The 21,066-nt window shown below is 55.5% G+C and carries 19 protein-coding genes; all 19 read right to left on the bottom strand.

Features of this window, described 5'->3' with window-relative positions; translation table 11 throughout:
- Window positions 1-32 precede the first annotated feature (32 nt).
- The gene (gene sufU / locus TX77_RS01125) at window positions 33-470 is read right to left on the bottom strand and encodes a Fe-S cluster assembly sulfur transfer protein SufU (RefSeq protein ID WP_044503005.1); all 438 of its coding nucleotides are present in this window, start codon (window positions 468-470) and stop codon (window positions 33-35) included.
- Window positions 471-487: 17 nt separating this feature from the next.
- Entirely contained in the window at window positions 488-1,708 is a 1,221-nt protein-coding gene (locus TX77_RS01130) for an aminotransferase class V-fold PLP-dependent enzyme (RefSeq protein WP_044503006.1), read from the bottom strand.
- Entirely contained in the window at window positions 1,671-2,807 is a 1,137-nt protein-coding gene (locus tag TX77_RS01135; protein ID WP_044503007.1) for a SufB/SufD family protein, read from the bottom strand. Before TX77_RS01135 ends, TX77_RS01130 begins: the two co-directional genes overlap by 38 nt.
- A 14-nt stretch (window positions 2,808-2,821) precedes the next feature.
- A complete protein-coding gene (sufB, locus tag TX77_RS01140) occupies window positions 2,822-4,234 on the bottom strand; it encodes a Fe-S cluster assembly protein SufB (protein ID WP_154651841.1) in 1,413 nt (470 codons plus the stop codon).
- Window positions 4,235-4,290: 56 nt separating this feature from the next.
- Window positions 4,291-5,025, bottom strand: coding sequence for a Fe-S cluster assembly ATPase SufC (gene sufC / locus TX77_RS01145; protein WP_044503009.1), 735 nt, complete (start codon window positions 5,023-5,025; stop codon window positions 4,291-4,293).
- A gap of 170 nt (window positions 5,026-5,195) precedes the next feature.
- The gene (locus TX77_RS01150; protein ID WP_044503010.1) at window positions 5,196-5,402 is read right to left on the bottom strand and encodes a hypothetical protein; all 207 of its coding nucleotides are present in this window, start codon (window positions 5,400-5,402) and stop codon (window positions 5,196-5,198) included.
- Window positions 5,395-6,834: a thioether cross-link-forming SCIFF peptide maturase gene (scfB, locus tag TX77_RS01155; RefSeq protein WP_044503011.1), complete on the bottom strand. Its 1,440-nt coding sequence runs from the start codon at window positions 6,832-6,834 to the stop codon at window positions 5,395-5,397. Before scfB ends, TX77_RS01150 begins: the two co-directional genes overlap by 8 nt.
- A 69-nt stretch (window positions 6,835-6,903) precedes the next feature.
- Window positions 6,904-7,044, bottom strand: a complete 141-nt coding sequence (gene scfA, locus TX77_RS13090) for a six-cysteine ranthipeptide SCIFF (RefSeq protein ID WP_014017076.1) — start codon at window positions 7,042-7,044, stop codon at window positions 6,904-6,906.
- A 73-nt stretch (window positions 7,045-7,117) separates the two neighbouring features.
- Window positions 7,118-7,513, bottom strand: a complete 396-nt coding sequence (locus tag TX77_RS01160; RefSeq protein WP_044503012.1) for a hypothetical protein — start codon at window positions 7,511-7,513, stop codon at window positions 7,118-7,120.
- 130 nt (window positions 7,514-7,643) lie between these two features.
- The gene (gene rd / locus TX77_RS01165) at window positions 7,644-7,805 is read right to left on the bottom strand and encodes a rubredoxin (RefSeq protein WP_044503013.1); all 162 of its coding nucleotides are present in this window, start codon (window positions 7,803-7,805) and stop codon (window positions 7,644-7,646) included.
- 92 nt (window positions 7,806-7,897) lie between these two features.
- Window positions 7,898-8,548, bottom strand: coding sequence for an RsiV family protein (locus tag TX77_RS01170; RefSeq protein WP_044503014.1), 651 nt, complete (start codon window positions 8,546-8,548; stop codon window positions 7,898-7,900).
- Between the two features lie 48 nt (window positions 8,549-8,596).
- Window positions 8,597-10,423, bottom strand: a complete 1,827-nt coding sequence (uvrC, locus tag TX77_RS01175) for an excinuclease ABC subunit UvrC (RefSeq protein WP_044503015.1) — start codon at window positions 10,421-10,423, stop codon at window positions 8,597-8,599.
- 3 nt (window positions 10,424-10,426) lie between these two features.
- Window positions 10,427-13,282, bottom strand: a complete 2,856-nt coding sequence (uvrA, locus tag TX77_RS01180; protein ID WP_044503016.1) for an excinuclease ABC subunit UvrA — start codon at window positions 13,280-13,282, stop codon at window positions 10,427-10,429.
- Window positions 13,283-13,318: 36 nt separating this feature from the next.
- Window positions 13,319-15,439 (bottom strand): excinuclease ABC subunit UvrB, encoded by a 2,121-nt coding sequence (gene uvrB / locus TX77_RS01185; protein ID WP_230197990.1) that lies wholly within the window; start codon window positions 15,437-15,439, stop codon window positions 13,319-13,321.
- Between the two features lie 47 nt (window positions 15,440-15,486).
- Window positions 15,487-16,488 (bottom strand): nucleoid-associated protein, encoded by a 1,002-nt coding sequence (locus tag TX77_RS01190; protein ID WP_044503018.1) that lies wholly within the window; start codon window positions 16,486-16,488, stop codon window positions 15,487-15,489.
- Between the two features lie 15 nt (window positions 16,489-16,503).
- Window positions 16,504-17,730 (bottom strand): metallophosphoesterase, encoded by a 1,227-nt coding sequence (locus tag TX77_RS01195; RefSeq protein ID WP_044503019.1) that lies wholly within the window; start codon window positions 17,728-17,730, stop codon window positions 16,504-16,506.
- Between the two features lie 3 nt (window positions 17,731-17,733).
- Window positions 17,734-18,792: an A/G-specific adenine glycosylase gene (gene mutY, locus TX77_RS01200; protein ID WP_044503020.1), complete on the bottom strand. Its 1,059-nt coding sequence runs from the start codon at window positions 18,790-18,792 to the stop codon at window positions 17,734-17,736.
- 125 nt (window positions 18,793-18,917) lie between these two features.
- Window positions 18,918-19,769, bottom strand: a complete 852-nt coding sequence (gene nadC / locus TX77_RS01205; protein ID WP_044503021.1) for a carboxylating nicotinate-nucleotide diphosphorylase — start codon at window positions 19,767-19,769, stop codon at window positions 18,918-18,920.
- Window positions 19,738-21,063, bottom strand: a complete 1,326-nt coding sequence (locus TX77_RS01210; protein ID WP_044503022.1) for an L-aspartate oxidase — start codon at window positions 21,061-21,063, stop codon at window positions 19,738-19,740. Before TX77_RS01210 ends, nadC begins: the two co-directional genes overlap by 32 nt.
- Window positions 21,064-21,066: the final 3 nt, after the last annotated feature.

Here is a 21,066-nt window from a genome sequence, read left to right on the forward strand (position 1 = left end):
ACCCTACAGAGGCACTTTGTTTTTAGGAAGATTTAGTTTTGGCCTTTTTCCAAGGCAGCCTTTAAGGTATGCCATGCCAAGACGGCGCATTTGACGCGGGCCGGCATGTTGGAAATGTTCTTCAAGGCGATGGCGTCTTCCAATTCTTCCAGCTCATCATCGTCGGTGATTTCCCGCTTGATCATGTCCAGGAAGAGATCGACCAGACGAAGGGCTTCTTCGACGCTCTTACCTTTGATGAGGTCGATCATGATATCCGCCGAAGCCTGGCTGATGGCACAGCCGTGGCCCGTATAGGCAGCATCTTTGACGACGCCGTCCTGAATGTCGGCCTGAAGGGTAATATCGTCGCCGCAGCTCGGATTGTGGCCGTGTTCACTGATGTTGGCAACGTCCAAGAGGCGTTTATTGGCTTGCGATTGATTGTGTTCCAGAATGATGTCGGAATACAATTCGTTCATATTTTCCATAACTCGTTGAACACTCCTTAGTCTTTAAAACCCATCTGCTTGCGGACGAGAGGCAGTTTTTCCAGGAAGTAGTCGACTTCTTCTTCCGTATTGTAAATATAGAAGCTGGCCCGGTTCGACGCTTCTACGCCTAAATGAGCGCCGAGAGGCTGGGCGCAGTGGTGACCCGAACGGATGGCGATGCCGAAGCTGTCGAGGATGGTCGCTGCGTCATGAGGATGGACGCCGTCGATGGTGAAGGTGATGACACCGGTCTTTTCCGTCGGATCGGTGCTGCCGATGATGTGGATGTGAGGAATCTTTTCCATCCCTTCCAGGCAGCGTTTGGTCAAGGCTTCTTCGTGGGCTTCGACCTTATCCATGCCGAGGTTTTCCAAGTAGTCGATGGCAGCGTGGAGGGCCACAGCGCCTTCGACGTTCTGCGAGCCGGCTTCGAATTTGAAGGGCAGTTCGTTGAAGGTCGTCGACTGTTCCTTGACGTATTCGATCATGTCGCCGCCGAGGAGGAAGGGTTCCATCCCTTCGAGGATGGCCTTTTTCCCGAAGAGGACGCCCGTGCTGGCCGAGCCGCACATCTTGTGACCGGAGAATACGAAGAAGTCGCAGTCGAGATCCTGAACGTCAGTCTTCATGTGCGGTACGGACTGAGCGCCGTCGACAATGGCAACGGCACCGACGGAATGAGCCTTGGCGACAATGTCCTTGACGGGACGTTTCATGCCGAAGACGTTGCTGACGGCCGCGAAGGAAACGATCTTGGTCTTGTCGTCGATCTTGGCCAAATCTTCATCCGTGAAGTGACCTTCTTTATCGAGGTACATGAATTCCAGGACGGCGCCGGTCTTTTCGCAGACCCGCTGCCAGGTGACCAGGTTGGAATGGTGTTCGGAAATGGGAATGACGATCTTGTCGCCCTTTTTCAGCTTCGGTTCAGCGTAGCTGCGGGCAATGAGGTTCAAGGCTTCCGTCGTATTGCGGACGAAGACGATTTCTTCCGTCGACGGAGCGTTGATGAAGCGGCGGACCGATTCACGAGCTTCGTCGTACAGTTCGCCGGCTTCGATGCTGAGGATGTGAGCGCCGCGGTGGGGATTGCCATTGTGATGTTCGAGGAGATCTACGATGGCGTCGATGACCTGACGCGGTTTCTGCGTCGTAGCGGCGTTATCAAAATAAACGATGGGATGTCCGTTATGGACCTTAGTCAAGATTGGGAAATCTTTGCGTACATTTAGCATGGCAATCACCTTTCTTGCGGCAGAACTGCATTTTTTCACGTACAGCTTGGAGCGCTTTATTTTCTAAATCCTTGTCACCGAGGGCGTCGATGACCGGGCGGATATTGGATTCGACGATAATCAGCTGGGCGCCGATTTCATTGAATCCGCGGCTCATGAGGTAGAACAGCTTGTCCTGGTCGATCTGGCCGGCGCTGGCGGCATGGTTGCCGACGACGTCGTCTTCCTTGCAGAGCAGGAGCGGTACGGAGATGGAATGGACCTGGGGGCTGAGGAGGATGCAGATATCCGATTCAGACCCGACGGCCTTCTTGCTGCCCCGCAGGAAGTCGATGGTCCCGCGGAAGTATTTCTTCGACGTATCGAGGAGAGCCCCTGTCGTCAAGATGTCCGTATTGGTCTTGACCCCTTTGGTCGGGACCCAATAGGAGAAGTCGACGATCTGGTCGTCATCGCCGAGGTACATGGCCTGGCTGTTGAAGTTGCTTTCGTCGGTCATGAGGTCGGTCTTATAGTAGACAATGGCCGTCTTGCCGCCTAATTCGGCGCTGACGTAGTCGATGGTGCTTTCCTTGCCGGCATCGCCGTAGCGGTGTTCGACATGGCGCACGCTGCGTCCGTTGAGCTGGACCTTGCTGATCTTGACGCGGGCATGTTCGTCGGTCTTGACGTAGGTCAGGAAGTTGACCATGCCGTCGTCGGCGTCGCCGTCAAATTCGAGGAAGACCGTCACATCGCTGTACGGTGCCGCTTCGATTTTGAGCTGTGCCGAAAGCTGGGGCAAGTCCGAGCTGACGCTGTATTTCAAGTGAACCGTGCCCTTCTGGTGTTCGCCGATGGTAACGGCAACGCCGGAATTGGCCTTGTGCAGTGCACTTTCAAGGGCTTCCTCATTGGAACCCTCGAAATCACCGAGGTCGGGAATGCCGTTGCCGTCATAGAAGTTCACCGAAACGTCGCCGTCGTGGCGTTCTTCCGGGCGATAGGCCGAACCTTCCTGTTCAGGCAGGCGGTCCAATTCGAGGTAATTAACTTTCATCCAGCGAAAAGTCGGGCGCGGGAGTTGGTTATACTGGATTTTATCTGTATTAGCTGCCATAATATTCCTCCTCCCTATTTCAACGAACCTTTGAGTTCGAGGTTGATCAGGTTATTCATTTCTACGGCGTATTCAAGGGGCAAGGCCTTGGATACGGGTTCGACGAAGCCGCGGACGAGCATGGCCCGGGCGTCATCTTCACTGAGGCCGCGGCTCATGAGATAGAAGATGGCTTCATCGGAAATACGGCCGATGGAAGCTTCATGACCGAGGTCGATGTTGTCGTTCTTGACGATGATAGCCGGGATCGTATCGGACTGGGACTCTTCGTCGAGCATCAGCGATTCGCAGCTGACGTTGGCCTTGGCTCCGTCGGCCGGCGGGTTGATGACGACGCTGCCGCGGTAAATGCTGACACCGCCGCTCTTGCTGAGGGACTTGGAGTTGATGTTGCTCGTCGTATTGGGCGCGTTGTGGACGACCTTGGAGCCCGTATCGAGGAACTGGCCGGCCCCGGCAAAGGTGACGCCTGTAAATTCGCAGTGCGCGCCTTCGCCATTGAGGATACTCATGGGATAGAGGCACGACGTATGGGAACCGAAGGAGCCCGTGACCCAGTTGATGCGGCCGTTTTTGCCGACGATGGCCCGCTTCGTATTGAGGTTGTACATATTCTTGGACCAGTTTTCAATGGTCGAATAGGTCAGCTCTGCATCGTCGCCGATGAACAGTTCGACGCAGCCGGCGTGGAGGTTGGCTACGTTGTATTTCGGAGCCGAACAGCCTTCGATGAAGTGGACCTTGGCCCCCTTTTCGACGATGATCATGGTGTGTTCGAACTGGCCTGCCCCCGGTGCATTGAGGCGGAAATAACTCTGCAAAGGAATCGATACGTCGACGCCGGCCGGCACGTAGACGAAGGAGCCACCGGACCAAACGGCGCCGTGAAGGGCGGCAAACTTATGGTCCGTCGGCGGGACGAGCTTCATGAAGTGAGCCTTGACGATGTCTTCGTACTGATCGAGGGCCGTGTCGAAGTCGGTGTAGACGACGCCCTGCTGGACGAGTTCGTCCTGGATGCTGTGATAGACGACTTCCGAGTCGTACTGAGCGCCGACACCGGCCAGAGACGTCTTTTCCGCTTCGGGGATGCCCAGGCGGTCAAAGGTATCCTTGATATCGTCCGGTACTTCGTCCCAATTGCCTTTCATCTGGGAATTGGGGCGGACGTAGGTGACGATGTTGTCCATGTCGAGTTCGCTGATGTCAGGACCCCAGTTCGGATATTCCATGCGGTTGAACAGGTCCAGGGACTTGAGGCGGAAATCGAGCATCCACTGCGGTTCGTGCTTCTTTTCCGAGATTTCCCGAACGATGTCTTCCGTCAGACCGGCATCGGTCTTATAGGAATAGGTAAAATCTTTTTTAAAATTATACATATTGCCAAAGTCAGCAAAGGTGTCGATGGTCTTGCGTTCGTCAGCCATCTTCGCCTGCTGTGAGGCAAATTTTTCGTTGTTATCAGCCATAGCTGTACCTCCCACTAGCCTTTGTATGCGTCGTAACCGTTGGCTTCAATCGCCTGAATGAGGGATGCGTCGCCGGTCTTGACGATCTTGCCGTCGATCAGGATGTGAACGAAATCCGGTTTGAGCTGCTGCAGGATTTCGCTGTGGTGAGTAATGACCATAATCGAATTGTTTTCATTGTGGTACTGAGCGACCGTTTCCGATACGATACGGACAGCATCGACGTCGAGGCCCGAGTCGATTTCATCGAGCATGGTCAGCTTCGGTTCGAGCATGCACATCTGAAGGATTTCCGTCTTTTTCCGTTCCCCGCCGGAGAAGCCGTCGTTGACATAGCGTTCGGCGTAAGACTTATCCATCTTCAGCTGGTCCATTTGGGCGTGAAGCTTCTTGCGGAAAGGCATGATGCGCTGCTGGCCGGAAATGGTGCTCTTGGCGTTGCGGACGAAGTTTTCAACGGAAATGCCCTGGACGGCGATGGGCTGCTGAAAAGCCATGAAGATGCCGGCTTTGGCGCGTTCGTTGACCGGAGCTTCCGTAATGTCCTGACCTTCGAAGAAGATCTTCCCGGCCGTGACGACGTACTTCGGATTGCCCATGATGGCATTGAACAGCGTCGATTTCCCGGCGCCGTTGGAACCCATGATGACATGCGTTTCGCCCGTATTGATCGTCAAATCGAGGCCCTTGAGGATTTCTTTGCCTTCGACGGCGATATGCAAGCCTTCTACTCTTAATAATTCACTCATCATTATCACTCCTACGTTAAGTTCTACGTTTTACGTCAATCTTGCACGGCGATGCAAAAACGTAATGATTTCCTATATTGATAAAGTATACCATTTAGATACACTTACTGTACTGTTCTTAATGTACTCCATAAACGCCACAAAGTCAACCTATTTAGTCGCTTTTTTGACTATTTTTTATGGCCTTTGTCCTTCATCCAGCGGGCCCGCAAATCGCTGCGCAGCCAGAGCTGCATGCCGCAGACGACGACGGCTGCCGCCAGCAGGCCCAAAAGACCTGTTGACGGACCGTCGACGATGAGGGCATAAATCAAAAAGGCGTAGACGACGAGCCACAGAAACAGCTTGAGTTTCATCATCTTCGTCAGCTTAGCCACAGGCGTTGCACCCGTTGCAGTCTTCCCCTTCTTCAGGGTCGCCGAAGAGACGAGCCTTCTGGCCGCGCAGGGCCAGCGTCGCCTGGATATACATAGCGCATTCGATGCGTTTCTTCTGGATCCGGCAGCTCAGGTCATACGGCGTCTTGATGTCGCCGCCGTACTTGATGTTGTTGGCATGGCAGCCGCCGCTGCAGAAGAATTTGGCCCAGCAGTCACAGCAGATGGGCTTGTTGAGGACGTGCATATCACGGAACAAGGGCGGCAGGGTCGTATTGGTCACGCCGTCATAGACGTTGCCGATGACATATTCGTCCTGGCCGACGAACTGGTGGCAGGGATAGATGTCGCCGTTGGGGACGACGCACATGTATTCGTGGCCGGCACCGCAGCCGCGGAGGCGTTTGGCGATACAGGGGCCGCGGTAGAGGTCCATGATGAAGTGATAGTAGATGAAGGGACGGCCTTCGTCGAGGCGCTTCAAGTAGAATTCGGCTAAGTTGTCGTATTCGTCGAAGATGCGGGGCAGGTCCTTTTCGGTAATGGCGTAGGACAGGTCGTCGCCGACGACGGGTTCCATGGACAGGCCTTCAAAACCGAGGTCGGCCATGTGTTCGACGTCTTTCGTAAAGTCCAGGTTGTACGTCGTGTACGTGCCGCGGACGTAGTACTCTTCCCCGTTGCGGTGCTTGGCCGCATAGACCTGGTTGTCGGCACAGGTCTTATAGGAGCTGCGGCCGCCGGCGTCGGGACGCATCCGGTCGTGGACTTCGGGACGGCCGTCGAGGCTCAGGATGAGGCTGATGTGGTTGTCCGTCAGGTACTTGACCTTAGCCGGGTCGAGGAGCATGCCGTTGGTCGTAAGAGACAGTTTAAAGACCCTATCGTGGATCTTTTCCTGCTCCCGGATGTATTCGATGGTCTGTTTGACGACGCCGAAGTTCATCAGCGGTTCGCCGCCGAAGAAGTCGATTTCGCAGTGCTGGCGCTTGCCTTCAGTGCTGCGAATCAAGAGGTCGACGGCATTCTTGGCTACGTCGAAGCTCATCAGTTCCCGCTTGTGCGTGTCGTAGTCGCCTTGGGAGGCAAAGCAGTACTGACAGCGCAGGTTGCAGTCGTGGGCGATGTTGAGGCACAGAGATTTAATGACCGGTTCTTCTTCGGCGACGACTTTGAAGTTTTCCGTCATGGGCGCGAAGAGGAGTTCCTTCTTGATCAGTTCATCGAGCTCGCCGAGGATGTCGTCGAGGTCCTGTTTATCGTACGTACCGGCAAAGGCTTCGTAGACGGCGTCTTTATTCGTGCCGTCGTAGACGTCGAGGACATCGTAGGTCATCTTGTCGATGACGTTGATGATGCCGCTGTTGACGTCGAGGAGCATGTAGGTACCGTTTTGACAGTATTTATGAATCATTGGTTTAATTTCAGCCATGAATAATCTTTCCTCCATATAAAAAAGAACGGGGTGCCGCGTGAGCGACGCCCCTTTTCCTTGAATAACTTATTTTGTGCAGATCTGATTGCCAACGGTGCAAGAAGTCTTGCAGGCGGACTGGCAGGACGTCTGACATTCGCTGCAGCCAGCGTGCTGTGCCGTCTTCTGGATCGATTCCGTATTAATCGTAATGATGTGTTTTGCCATGATCTTCACCTCGCTATCAAAGATTATGCTTTATTTTACCACATTACAGACGATTCTACAACAGAAGTCAAAACTATAAGAGTTTAAAACCTTCAAAGAAGAAGTTCTTGCCGATGCTGATGACCAGCGATCTTTCTTCAAATACCGCGTTGGTGTCAAAGAAAACGTCAAAGCCTTCTTGATAGGTGGCATAAATCGAGGTAATGCGCTGCAGACAGCCGATGATATCATCAGCAGACACTTCCGGCTCACCCTCGGAACGCCATTTTTTATTCTTGAAACCGGCGATGAGCGGTGCGTGGGAAACGACCTGAGATTGGTGTTCCAAGACCCAGTTCCAGATTTCCTCAGCATACTGTTGTGCCTGTTCTTCCCGGCCTTCAGGAAGTCCGTCGAGGGTAAACAAAACGGGGCGGCCGTCAACCATGATTTCATCCATGTAGCTGCCTTTGACATATTTTAAATTCACAGAAGCACCTCCTGCAAAATCATGTGGAGCATGAAGAATGGTTATGTCTAACGTATTAATTTTATCGTGCATTCAGGAGATTGTCAATAAAAAAAAAGCTGCCGCCGAAGCGACAGCTTTCATGGCTGCATTAGTCCATCTTCGTGAAGGAACCTTTGTCAGCACCGCAGGTCGGACATACCCAATCTTCCGGAAGATCAGCAAACTTCGTGCCAGCAGCGATACCGTTGTCAGCGTCGCCTTCAGCTTCATCATAAATGTAGCCGCAGATTGTGCATTCGTACTTATCCATAATCTTTCCCTCCTGATTGACGTATTAATAAATAATACTTATTAATTATTTTTACACAATTATAATATCATATTGTCTTAAAAATTGCAAGGCTATTTTGCCTGTTTTCCCATATTAATATCGATGATGCCCGACGAGTATGGGGCTACTTCATATTGGCCGAAAATGAAGTGGATATTGCCTTTCTTATCGAGGTAAAAATTCTTGGGATCTTCCGTCAGGCCGTTGAAATACGTCGACAAGACGTGGTCGCTCAAGGTCAGCTTGTTGGTGATCTTTTGCAGGGTGAAAGCCTTTTCATCACCCGGTTTGACCAGTTCGCGCCAGTCCGTAATGCGCCGTCCCGTTTCCAGGTCGAAGACGACACCCGTCTTCCAGCTCGTCGGATGAGCGGCTCGGTCGAAATAGAGGTAGCCTTCATCGAGGAACGACAGGTATTTCCCATTGTTCAATGTAACGGTGTAATGCTTTTCTTCGGTCAGCTTGACGCCCTTCGTCCCCTGCTGGGCAAAAAATTCCTGAGCCTGAGCCTGTTCATCGGCAAAATAATTGGCGATGACAGCGGCCGCCGCGGCATTGCCTTCGACGGTGACCGACGGATACTGGATGGTCAGGACACTGCCATCGTCATGGGTATAGACAGCCTTCGGTGCGTCTTCAATGACGGCCGGCGAGGCTGCCATGGCAACAGCCCCCATGAGCCAGGCTCCGCACAAAAGGGTGAGCAATTTCTTGTTTATCATAAGGAATCCCTCCTCTTTATTTTTTTCTGTTTCTTTATTATACCATATTTATTGGACAATTTTCCGCTTTTCATCGCTCCCTAAGCGGAAAAAGTCATAGATATTTTCAGCGGCACGACGGTTCATGCCCGGCACGGCAGCCAGTTCTTCGATGGACGCTGCCTTCATGTCGGCCAGGGTCTTGAAGGCCGTCCACAAGGCCTTGCGGCGCTTGGGCCCGATGCCTTCGACGTGGTCCAATACCGATACCAGGCTGCGCTTGCCGCGCAGATTCCGGTGATAGGTAATGGCAAAGCGGTGGGCTTCGTCGCGGATGGACTGGAGGAGCTGCAGTTCCGGCGTGTGATGGCTGAGGATGATGGACTCGCTGCTGCCTTCGACGAAGACTTCTTCGATGCGCTTGGCCAAGCTGATGACCGGCGCTTCACAGCCGGCATCGCGGATGATGGGAAGGGCCGCGTGGAGCTGGCCCTTGCCGCCGTCGATAATGATGAGGTCCGGCACGGGCCAGTCTTTTTCGCCGTAGCGGCGGCCCATGATTTCGGCCATGGACTTGAAGTCGTCCGGTTTGCCCTGAACGGTCTTCAATTTAAAGCGGCGGTATTCCTTCTTGGCCGGCTGGCCGTGTTCGAAGACGACCATGGAGGCTACGGTCTCGATCCCCTGGGTATGGGAAATATCGAAGCATTCCATCCGTTCGGGAAGATAGGGCAGATTGAGGATCCGCGCCAAGCCTTCGACGGCTCCCGTCGTCTTGTCCACGTCGTGCTGCCACTGGAGGCGCTTCTGTTCCAAGAGGGCGGCGGCGTTTTCACAGGCCATAGCCAAGAGCTGTTTCTTCGTTCCCCGCTGGGGGACGATGACGCTGACCTTCTTGCCCTTCTGTTCGCTCAGGCGGCGTTCACAGCTTTCCCCGTCTTCCATAGCCGGGACGACGACTTCCGTCGGAACGAAGGTACCGTCGCTGTAATACTGGTCGAGGACGGCATTCATCAGGGCCCCTTCTTCTTCGTCACTGCTGTTGTCCAACGAGAAGGTTTCCCTTCCCATGAGTTTCCCCATGCGGACGGTGTAAATCTGGACGCAGGTCTGACCGGCCTGACGGGCCAGGCCGATGACGTCCATGTCGCCGCCGTCGGTGTTGACGATATTCTGCTGTTCCTGAATGACGGCGACGGCCTTCAATTGGTCGCGGTACATGGCCGCTTTTTCAAACTCCATGGCTTCCGCCGCTTCAGCCATCTTATCCTGCAAGGTCCGGACGATGCCCTTGTCCCTACCTTCGAGGACGGCCACGGCCTGGTCGACCCTCTCATTGTAGTCGGCCTTGGTAATGTAGTGGACGCAGGGTGCATCGCAGTGGTGCAAGTGGTACTGCAGGCAGGGCCGATCATTGGGCATGACGCGGCACGAGCGGATGCGGTAGGCCCGCTGCATCAGTTTCAAGACCCGGTGGACCGCCGTCGAGTCGGCAAAGGGGCCGAAATAGCGGGCGCCGTCCCGACTGACGCGGCGGGTCATGAAGATCCGCGGATAGTCTTCCTGGACGGTGACCTTGATATAGGGATAGGTCTTGTCGTCGCGGAGCATGATGTTGTAGCGGGGATGATGCTTCTTGATGAGGTTGTTTTCTAAGATCAGGGCTTCCATCTCGGTGGCGACGACGATGGTCTCCAGGTCGGCGGCATGGCTGATCATGGCAGCCACTTTAGGCGAGCGGTTGACGTCGTGACGGATGTAGCTGGTCACGCGGTTGCGGAGGTTGACGGCCTTGCCGACGTAGATGATCTTCCCGTTCTCGTCCTTCCACAGGTAGACCCCGGGCTGGCCGGGCAGGTTCTGTACTTTCTTGCGTACGGCTTCACTGACAGCCATGGCTTACCTCCCTTCTCCCTGTTCCATAAAGGCCCTCGTCCGTTCCAATACGGGCTTCAAGAATTGACCCGTATAGGAGGCCGGGACCTTGCAGATGTCTTCCGGCGTCCCCGTAGCCACGACGGTACCGCCGCCGTCGCCGCCTTCCGGGCCGAGGTCGACGAGGTAGTCCGCCGTCTTGATGACGTCTAAGTTGTGTTCGATGACGACGACCGTATCGCCGCCGTCGACGAGCATCTGCAGGACGTCCATCAATTTATGGATGTCAGCGGCGTGGAGGCCCGTCGTCGGTTCATCGAGGATATACAAGGTCCGGCCGGTGCTGCGCTTAGACAGTTCCGTCGCCAGCTTGACCCGCTGGGCTTCGCCGCCGGACAAGGTCGTCGCCGGCTGACCCAAACGGATATAGCCCAAGCCGACCTGTTGGAGGGTCTTCATCTTATTGACGATGCGCGGCTGGTTTTCAAAGAACTTGCAGGCATCGTCGACGGTCATGTTGAGGACGTCGGAAATGGTCTTGCCCTTGTATTTTACTTCCAGCGTCTCCCGATTATAGCGGGCGCCGTGGCAGACTTCACAGGGCACGTAGACGTCGGGCAGGAAGTTCATTTCGATGCGGATGATGCCGTCGCCCTTGCAGGCTTCACAGCGGCCGCCCTTGATGTTGAAGCTGAAGCGGCCGGCTTTATAGCCTCGGACCTTGGCTTCCGACGTCTGGCTGTAGAGCTGGCGGATAGCATCGAAGACGCCGGTGTACGTCGCCGGGTTGGACCGCGGCGTCCGGCCGATAGGCGACTGGTCGATGTTGATGATCTTATCGATGTGTTCGACCCCTTCGAGGGCCTTGAATTTCCCCGGCCGGTGGGGCGTGCCGTAGACGGCTTCGGCCATGGCCTTATAGAGGATTTCATTGACCAAGGTCGACTTGCCCGATCCGGAAACGCCGGTGACGACGGTCAGGGTCCCGATGGGAATGGAAACGTCGACGTTCTTTAAATTGTGTTCGGCAGCACCGATGATTTTGATGAAGGAACCGTTTCCCTTTCGCCGTTCTTCCGGGATGGGAATATATTTCGTCCCCTTCAAATATTGGCCGGTCAGGGACTTCGGGCAGGCCATGATGTCGGCTGCCGTCCCCTGGGCGACGATAGTGCCGCCGTGTTCCCCCGCTTCAGGGCCGATATCGATGATGTAGTCGGCAGCCCGCATGGTATCGTCATCGTGTTCGACGACGATGAGGGTATTGCCCAAATCGCGGAGGTTGCGCAAGGCGTCGAGGAGGCGGTCATTGTCCCTTTGATGAAGGCCGATGGACGGTTCATCGAGGATGTAGAGGACGCCGACCAGGCCCGATCCGATCTGAGTGGCCAGGCGGATACGCTGGGCTTCGCCGCCGGACAAGGTGCCTGCCGTCCGCGACAGGGTCAGGTAATCGAGGCCGACGGTCTGGAGGAATGCCAGGCGAGCCTTGATTTCCTTAAAGACCTGCTGGCCGATAAGCTGCTGCTTTTCCGTCAGTTTCAGATTGTCAAAGAAAGGAATCATGTCGCGGATGGGCAAATCGGTCAGCTCGGCAATGTTGAGGCCGCCGATTTTAATGGCCAGAGCTTCGTGGCGAAGGCGCGTGCCGTGACAGGTCGAGCAGGGCTTGACCGTCATGAACTGGGCAAACTGGTCGCGCATCATATCGGAAGAGGCTTCACGGTAACGGCGGCGGACCATGGGCAGGACGCCTTCAAAAGGCAGGGAAAAGGTCTTCACTTCGCCCCGCAGGTTTTCATATTCAAAGACGCAGTTTTCGTCCGAGCCGTTCATCAATTGATCCTGAAGGTCTTTTGGCAAGTCGTCGTAACAACTGTCCAAGGTAAAGCCGTAGGGCTTCAAGAGGCCGCCGAGCTGACGCATGAACCACGAATCGGGATTGCTGCTGAGGGCGGCAATGGCCCCGTCGGCAAAGGACTTCTTCTTGTCCGGCAAGACCAGGTGCGCATCGACTTCCATCGTACTGCCGATACCCGAGCAGTCCGGGCAGGCGCCGAAGGGACTGTTGAAAGAAAAGAGATGGGGCTCGATTTCCGGCAGGCTGATATGGCAGTCCGGGCAGGCAAAGTGCTGGCTGAAGGTCAGTACCTCCTTCGTAGCCATACGGAAGATGTGGACGATGCCGTCGGCCAGTTTGGCTGCCGTTTCCAAGGAGTCCGTAAGACGCATGACGATGCTGTCCTTGATGACCAAGCGGTCGACGATGACGTCGATGGTATGCTTCTTATTCTTATCTAAGGGAATGTCGTCGGACAAGAGGTAGACCTCGCCGTCGACGCGGACCCGGGTATAACCGTCTTTAATCAGTCGGGCCAGGAGCTTTTGATGAGTCCCCTTGCGGCCGTCGACGACAGGGCCCATGACCATGACCTTCTCCCCTTCACCGAGGGCCATGACGGCGTCGGCCATCTGCTCGATGGTCTGCTGGCGAATGGGCTTGCCGCAGTGCGGGCAGAAAGCGTCGCCGACACGGGCATAGAGCAGGCGCAGGTAGTCGTAGATTTCGGTAACCGTGCCGACCGTCGACCGAGGATTACGGCTGGTCGTCTTCTGGTCGATGGAAATGGCCGGCGACAGGCCTTCGATATAGTCGACGTCGGGCTTGTCCATTTGGCCCAAAAACTGGCGGGCATAGGCCGACAGAGATTCGACGTAGCGCCGCTGGCCTTCGGCATAGATGGTATCGAAGGCCAGGGACGACTTGCCCGATCCCGACAGGCCCGTAAAGACGACCAGCTTGTCCCGGGGAATCTTGACGTCGATATTTTTTAAATTGTGCTGGCGGGCACCTTTGATGACAATATATTTATCTTGCAAGGTAAACTCCTTCCTCTATCTTCCTACCGCAGCGGCCTAGCGCTTCTTCTTGGCATCGGGCCGCTTGATCTTTCGCCGGTAGCGGCGGCTGGGCATGTCTTCCCCGCCCATTTCTTTCGGCAGGGTGTCGTCGTGGCTCATATCGGCCAACTGTTGGCGCAGCTGCCCTAAGCGGTCGCGCAGTTCGGCAGCCTTTTCAAATTCCAGCCGCTTCGACGCTTCCTTCATTTGCAGGGTCATGGTCTTAATGACCTTGTTCAGGGCTTCGCGGGTCATGGCCTTGCCCTTGTCGCCTCGTTTGCTGCCGTAGTTGGCATCCTCTTCGGAAACTTTCGTCAATTCGATGAGGTTGACCACGTCTTTTTTGACCGATTTCGGCGTAATGTGGTGCTGTTTATTGTAAGTATCCTGAATTTCCCGGCGGCGCTGGGTTTCATCCATAGCCCGTGCCATGGAATCGGTAATCTTATCGGCATACATGATGACCGTCCCTTCGACGTTTCGCGCCGCCCGGCCCATGGTCTGGATGAGGGATGTATCGGAACGGAGGAAGCCTTCTTTATCGGCATCGAGGATGGCCACCAGAGAGACTTCCGGCATGTCCAGGCCTTCGCGCAGGAGGTTGATGCCGACCAGGACGTCGAATTCGCCGACCCGCAGGTCGCGGATGATCTCAGCCCGCTCGATGGTAGCGATATCCGAATGGAGGTAGCGGACGCGGACGCCCATTTCCTTCAGATAGTCCGTCAAATCTTCGGCCATCTTCTTGGTCAAAGTCGTGACCAGGACTCGTTCGTCCTTGTCGGTCCGCTTGCGGATTTCCCCTAAGAGGTCATCCATCTGGCCCTCGATGGGACGGACTTCGACCTTGGGATCGAGGAGGCCCGTCGGGCGGATGATCTGCTGGGCCATATTCGTTTCGACATCCATTTCATAGGGACCGGGCGTAGCGCTGACGTAGACGATCTGATTGATGCGTTCGACAAATTCGTCGAATTTCAAGGGCCGGTTGTCGAGGGCCGACGGCAGGCGGAAGCCGTATTCGATGAGGCTTTCCTTCCGCGACCGGTCACCGGCGTACATGGCCCGCAATTGAGGCAGGGTGACGTGGGATTCGTCGACGAGGATCATGAAGTCGTCAGGGAAATAATCGAGGAGGGTGTACGGCGCCTGTCCGGCTTTACGGCCGGCTAGGTGGCGGGAATAGTTTTCGATGCCCGAGCAGTAGCCCATTTCTTCCATCATTTCCATGTCGTACCGCGTCCGCTGTTCCAGGCGCTGGGCTTCCAACAGGTGTTCCCCGTCTTTGAGTACTTTCAATCGTTCGTCCAATTCCTTGCTAATGGTGCCCAAGGCCCGTTCCATCTTGTTCTTGGTCGTGACGTAATGGCTGGCCGGGTAGATGGCGACGTGCTTGCGCTCGGCAATGACTTCCCCGGTCAGGACGTCGACTTCGGTCAGGCGATCGATTTCATCGCCGAACATTTCGATGCGGATAATGGACTTGTCGAAGGCCGCCGGAAAGACTTCGATCGTATCGCCGTGGACGCGGAAGGTCCCGCGGTCGAGGTTCATGTCGTTGCGGTTGTACTGGATGTCGACGAGCTTCCTCAAGATTTCTTCCTGCGTCTTTTCCTGTCCCAGGCGCAAAGAGACGACGAGTTCGCTGTAGTCTTCGGGGTCACCGAGGCCGTAGATGCAGGACACGGAAGCGACGATGATGACGTCCCGCCGTTCAAAGAGGCTCATCGTCGCCGAGTGGCGCAGTTTATCGATTTCATCGTTGATGGACGCATCCTTTTCGATATACGTATCGGTCGAAGCGATGTAGGCTTCAGGCTGATAAAAATCGTAATAACTGACGAAATAGCCGACTTCGTTATCCGGGAAAAAGGCCTTGAATTCGCTGCACAGCTGGGCTGCCAGGGTCTTGTTGTGGGCGATGACAAGCGTCGGCTTCTGGACCTTTTCGATGAGCTTGGCCATGGTAAAGGTCTTGCCGGTCCCCGTGGCGCCGAGAAGGACCTGGGCCCATTGGCCGGACTCGATGCCTTCGGCCAGGGATTCAATAGCCTCGGGCTGGTCCCCCATCGGTTCATAAGGGGCGACGACGCGGAAGGGATGGGACGTATCGTAATCTTTATTGTAATGAGACATATCCATAAGGGCCACCTCGCTGCAGCTGTCGGCTGCGGACAAAATAACTATTTATTGACGATCTTTCCGATATTCTTCAACTCGATGGACAAGGTGCCGTCGGGATTGTTGATGAAGCGGATAAAATCGGTGTTTTCGATATATTCGGACGGGAAGGTGATTTCAATGCCCGTATCGGTCTTGATCTTATGGCTGCGGCCGGCCTTCTGGGCGTATTCCTTTTCAATGGCCACGACGTCAGGCAGTTTAGCTTCGGCCACTTGCTGCTGAAATTCCTGAGCCATGGCCGGCGAGCTACCGAAGACCTCCGTCCCCATGTCCTGGGGCGAGAAGGAATCGGCATTTTCGGCGTTTTCCACTAAATAGGTCTTGGCCTTGGACAAGGCTTCGACCGTGCTGGCACCGTGGTCTTCGGCGACTTTTTCAGCGATCTTGCTGACGACCTTGACGGCTTCCTTACTGGAAATGACCGACGTGCACTGGAGCAGGCGGTCCGGCAGGAGGTAGACGTCTTCGCCATCCATCTTGCGCTTCTTGTCGACGAAGTGGATGGAAAAGTCACTGAGGCGGATGAGAGCATAGGCTTCGGCCTTCTGAGCCATACCGGGCAGAATGGCGTAGTGCTTGATGAGCTTGTTATAGACCGTCCCCTCGTCGTCGAGGATCTGATGGGTATAGGCCGTCTTATTGTCCAGCATGAGGACGGCGATATTGCGGACGTCGTCGTCATCCTGAAAGTCGATGACCAAGAGGTCTGTCGACTCCGGTTCATCGCAGTGAGCCACCAATTGGTAGAGTTCGCGGGCCGTATCCGCCGCCAGTTCGTCAAAGGTCAGGCTGCCGTCGATGACAGCTTGGAGCTTGGGCTGAAAGGCACTGGTCGCATAGAAGACGCCCGTCTGCTGGGACGCATCGCCGAGGATCCGGCTCAGCCTCTTATTGACGTATTCATAGACGACGTCGCTGCTGAAGTCGAGGGCCTTCTGGGACACGATGCAGACGTTGGTATTGAAATCAAAAATATGGAGCACTGCTGCGTTGATCATCATAATCTATATCATCCTCTACGCTTGTTTTCGTAATTCAAAGACACTGGCTTCGCGGGAACAAAGGACGCGGAAAGGCAGCCAGTGGCCGGTACCGCGGTTGACGTAGCCCCGGCTTTCGCCCTTGCGGAACATGCCGCGCAGGTATTTAAAGCCCACAGCTGTAACCAAGGGGCCGATGGGGGCAAACTGAGCGCCGTGGGTATGACCGCAGAGGGTCAGGGGAATATTGCGTTCAAAAGCTTCGTCGATGAAGGCCGAATGGTGGGCCAGCATGATGACGAAGGCATCTTCCGGCACGCCGTCCAAGGTCTGGCGGACATAGTCCTGCCGCTGTTCGGCAAAGGCTTCTTCCCCTTGGGCAAAACTGTAGTCCGTACCGGCAATGTAGAAGGGTCGGCTGTCGCTGCCCCTCCTCCCCTTTAGGCCCCTTCCGTAGCCGGGGCTGGCCTCAAAGGAAGCATTGCGCAGGATGCGGACCGGCGTATCTTCGAGCATGGCCGTAATGGCCGAAAAATTGCGGTAATATTCATGATTGCCGTAGCAAAAATCGATGCCGTCAGGAAAACGGCCGGCATTGGCATTGATAATATCCCGGGCCTTGGGCAGAAGGACGATCTCATCGATGAGATCGCCCGTAATTTCCAGCCGGTTGACGCCCTGTGCGGCGACGGCATCGATCGATTCCTGAAGGCGCTCGGGGCTGAAAAAGAGTCCCATATGCAGGTCCGAGAGTTGACCGATTTTATAGCCGTCGAGGTAGTCCGGCAAATTCTTATACCTTAAGACGTGGTGCGTCGTATCTAAATCGCTTTCGCCGAGGACATTGCCGGCACCGCTGGTGGCAAAGGCCGCCGCCGGAATGAGGGCGGCCAGGCCCTTGACGAAGGTCCGACGGGTCATCCCCTGAGGGGCCGGTTTCTCCTTGCGGTGCCAAAAACGATGGACCGCCGCAGCCAGGGCGACGACGATGAGGCAGGGCAAGGCCAGAAAAAAGGCCAAGAGCCAAACCAGGGCCGCCATGCTTCGGCCGTCATAGAGTCCGTCCCAACCGGACAGAATCAAGCCCGGGAAGGCCTCTTCATAGTGGCTGAATCCGGCAACGGACAACAATGTCAGCCCCAGCGTCCCCAAGATCAGGGCCTTGCGGTGGCCTGAGCGGAAGGTGTAGTCCCATAAGAAAGACGCCAGGACGCAGACGCAGGACGTAAAAATCATGAACGTAATGAAAAAAGTTCCCTTCATGGCTTATACCATGGCTGTGATCTTACCGTGGGGACCGGCCCAAGGCAGGGCATCGTAGTCGCTGCGGTCAATCCACTGCCAGTTCTCCTCTTCTTTGATATTTCCGTCGGTCAGCTCGCCTTCATAAACGGTCAGCTGCCAGACTTTATGCGAAAAAATACTCTTCAAGGTCCCGGCCGGACTGGCGTCGACGGAAACTTGCAGGCCCTTTTCGGCCAGCATCCGACGGACGGCGTCGATTCCGTCCTGTCCCGTTCCCGGCGCATTGGGAAACTCCCACATGGACGCCAGAAGGCCCTTCGGCGGCCGGCGATGGACGAGCCACTTCGTCCCGTGACAAGGGACGACGACCGTAATCTTTTCGACAGGCGCCTTCTTCTTGACCTGACGAATGGGCAGGTCGCCCTCCTTCCCTGCAGCACGGGCCAGGCAGATGTCCCCTAAGGGGCAGTCTTCACAGCGGGGATGCTTGGGAATGCAGATCGTGGCGCCCAAATCCATGAGGGCTTCATTGAAGGCCCCGGGGCGATCTTCGGGCATCTGTTCTTCGACCAGGGCGGCCACCTGTTTCTTGACGGCCGTCGTCAAAACGTTTTCTTCAATATCGTAGAGACGGGCAAAAATCCGCAGGACGTTGCCGTCGACGGCAGCTTCCTTCTTCCCGTAGGCTAAGCTTAAAATAGCGCCGGCAGTATAGTCACCAACGCCTTTCAAAGCCCGTACTTCCTTCTTCGTATCCGGTACGCGGCCGCCATATTTTGCCTGTACTTCCTGAACGGCGTCATGAAGATTGCGGGCCCGAGAGTAGTAACCGAGGCCCTGCCACTGGCGCAGCACATCGTCCTGTGACGCCGCCGCCAGGCTCTTTATATTGGGAAACCGTTCCATCCAGCTGTCGTAATAGGGGCGGACCGTTTCGACCTTCGTCTGCTGCAGCATGATTTCCGACACCCAGACCTTGTAGGGATCCCGCGGCGATTCATCGCGCCAGGGCAGGTCCCTCCCATGGGCATCGAACCAGTCGAGCAGTAAAGAACTCCAATTGTCTTCTTTTATATTCATATGAAATAAGCCTCTTTCTTTCTACACTGTTATTTACTAGTATAGAAATCAAGAGGCCTTTTGTCAAACACGTGTTCTATTATTTTTTCTCATCCCGTCAGTCCTAAAAAGAAAGGATTTACGACTTACAAAGGATGCAGATTTTTCAAGGATAAATCGAGGATGGGCGCCGAATGGGTCAGGGCTCCGCTGGAAATATAATCGACGCCGATATCGATCAGGGCGGCAATATTTTCCTTAGTGACGTTGCCCGAGCATTCCGTTTCGGCCCGGCCGTCGATGATAGCTACGGCTTCCTTCATCATGTCGTGGCTCATGTTGTCCAGCATGATGATGTCAGCCCCGGCTTCGACGGCTTCGCGGACCATGTCCAGGTTTTCCGTTTCGACTTCGATTTTGCGGACGAAGGGCGCATAGGCCTTGGCCATGGCAATGGCTCTCTTGACGCCGCCGGCAGCGCCGATGTGATTGTCCTTCAAGAGGACGCCGTCGGACAGGTTATAGCGGTGGTTTCCCCCGCCGCCGACGGTGACGGCATACTTTTCAAAGACCCGCATATTGGGCGTCGTCTTGCGCGTGTCGACCAGTTTAATGCGGCTGCCTTCCAACAGTTTCGCAATCTGCCGAGTATACGTAGCGATGCCGCTCATGCGCTGCAAATAGTTGAGGCCGACCCGTTCGGCCGACAAGATGGACCGCATGCTGCCGGTCACGTCAGCCAGTTTCTGCCCCTTGCGGACGGTATCGCCGTCTTTTACGGTAAACCGGACTTCTACGCCTTCATCCAAGAGGGTAAAGGCCCGGGCGAAAACGGCAAGGCCGGCAATGACGCCGTCGGCTTTGGCCAAGAGTTCCGCCTGTCCCCGGCTGTCTTCGGGCAAAATGGCGTTGGTCGTCACGTCCTCACCGGTAATATCTTCCTGCAGGGCCTGTAAAATCAAAGGATCAGCCTGCAATTTCATGGTTACGTTGTTCATGACTCTTTTTCTCCCTTTCCATTTCCCCTAAGATGCTCTTGCGATACACTTCGGCCAGGCCCCCTTCATGACGGCTGACGTAGTCCGAAGCCTGAGCGCAGGCCAGGCTGAAATCGCCGTGACTGTCGCCCTTTTCAGCCAGATCCAAGGCCGCCCGTTTGCCGAAAACCAGGCTTTCCAAGAGGGAATTGCTGGCCAGGCGGTTGCGGCCGTGAACGCCGTTGCAACTCGTTTCACCGACGGCGTAGAGGTGGTCCATCGTCGTCCGACTGTGGCCGTCGACGTGGATGCCGCCCATGAAGTAGTGCTGGGCCGGCGTGACCGGGACCCAGTCGACGGTGGCATCGATGCCGTCTTCCAGGCAGCGTTCATAAATATTGGGGAAATGGCCCTTTATGACGTCCGTTCCCAGTCCGGTCATATCCAACCAGACGAAGGGCCGTTGGTCCTTTTCCATCTGTTTGCGGATAGCAGCGGTCATCAAATCGCGGGGCAGGACTTCATTGGCAAAGCGCTTTCCGTCTTTCCCGCGCAATTTAGCCCCTTCGCCGCGGACCGATTCGGAAATGAGGAAACTCCGGCCCGGACGGGACGAATAGAGGGACGTCGGATGGATCTGGACGTAATCGATGTTTTCCAAAGCAATGCCGTGGCGCATGGCAATGGCCAAGGCGTCGCCCGTAAGATGCGGGAAATTCGTCGAGTGGTCGTAAAGGCCGCCGATGCCGCCGCTGGCCAAGATCGTGTTGCCGGCTTCAATGGCCCGGTAGGCTCCGTCCTTTTCACGGGCCAGGATACCGAGACAGGTGTTTCCGTCGGTAAGGATGTCGACCATGGTCGTGTAGTCGCAGATAGTCACATTGGGCAACTCCCGAACGGCGGCCAAGAGGCGGCTGGTGATTTCCTTCCCTGTAATATCCTTATGAAAGAGGATCCGCGGCCGGGAGTGACAGCCTTCGCGGGTATAGTCGAAAGAGCCGTCGGCCTTTCGGGCAAAGTCGACGCCGTAGCCGACGAGTTCATCGATGATGCGCCGCGACGAGCGAATCATGATATCCACCGATTCGCGGCGGTTTTCGTAATGGCCGGCTTTCAACGTATCTTCCATGAAGCTGTCGTAATCGTTTTCATCGTGAAGGACGCAGATCCCCCCCTGAGCCAGGAAAGAATCGCTGTTTTCCACGTCATCCTTCGTAATCATGAGCACTTTCTTATCGCGCGGTACGTGGAGGGCGGCAAAGAGACCGCTGGCACCGGTGCCGACGATGACAACATCTGTTTTTTCTGTTTCCATGAC

The organism is Megasphaera massiliensis (assembly GCF_000455225.1).
GTDB lineage: Bacteria > Bacillota > Negativicutes > Veillonellales > Megasphaeraceae > Megasphaera > Megasphaera massiliensis.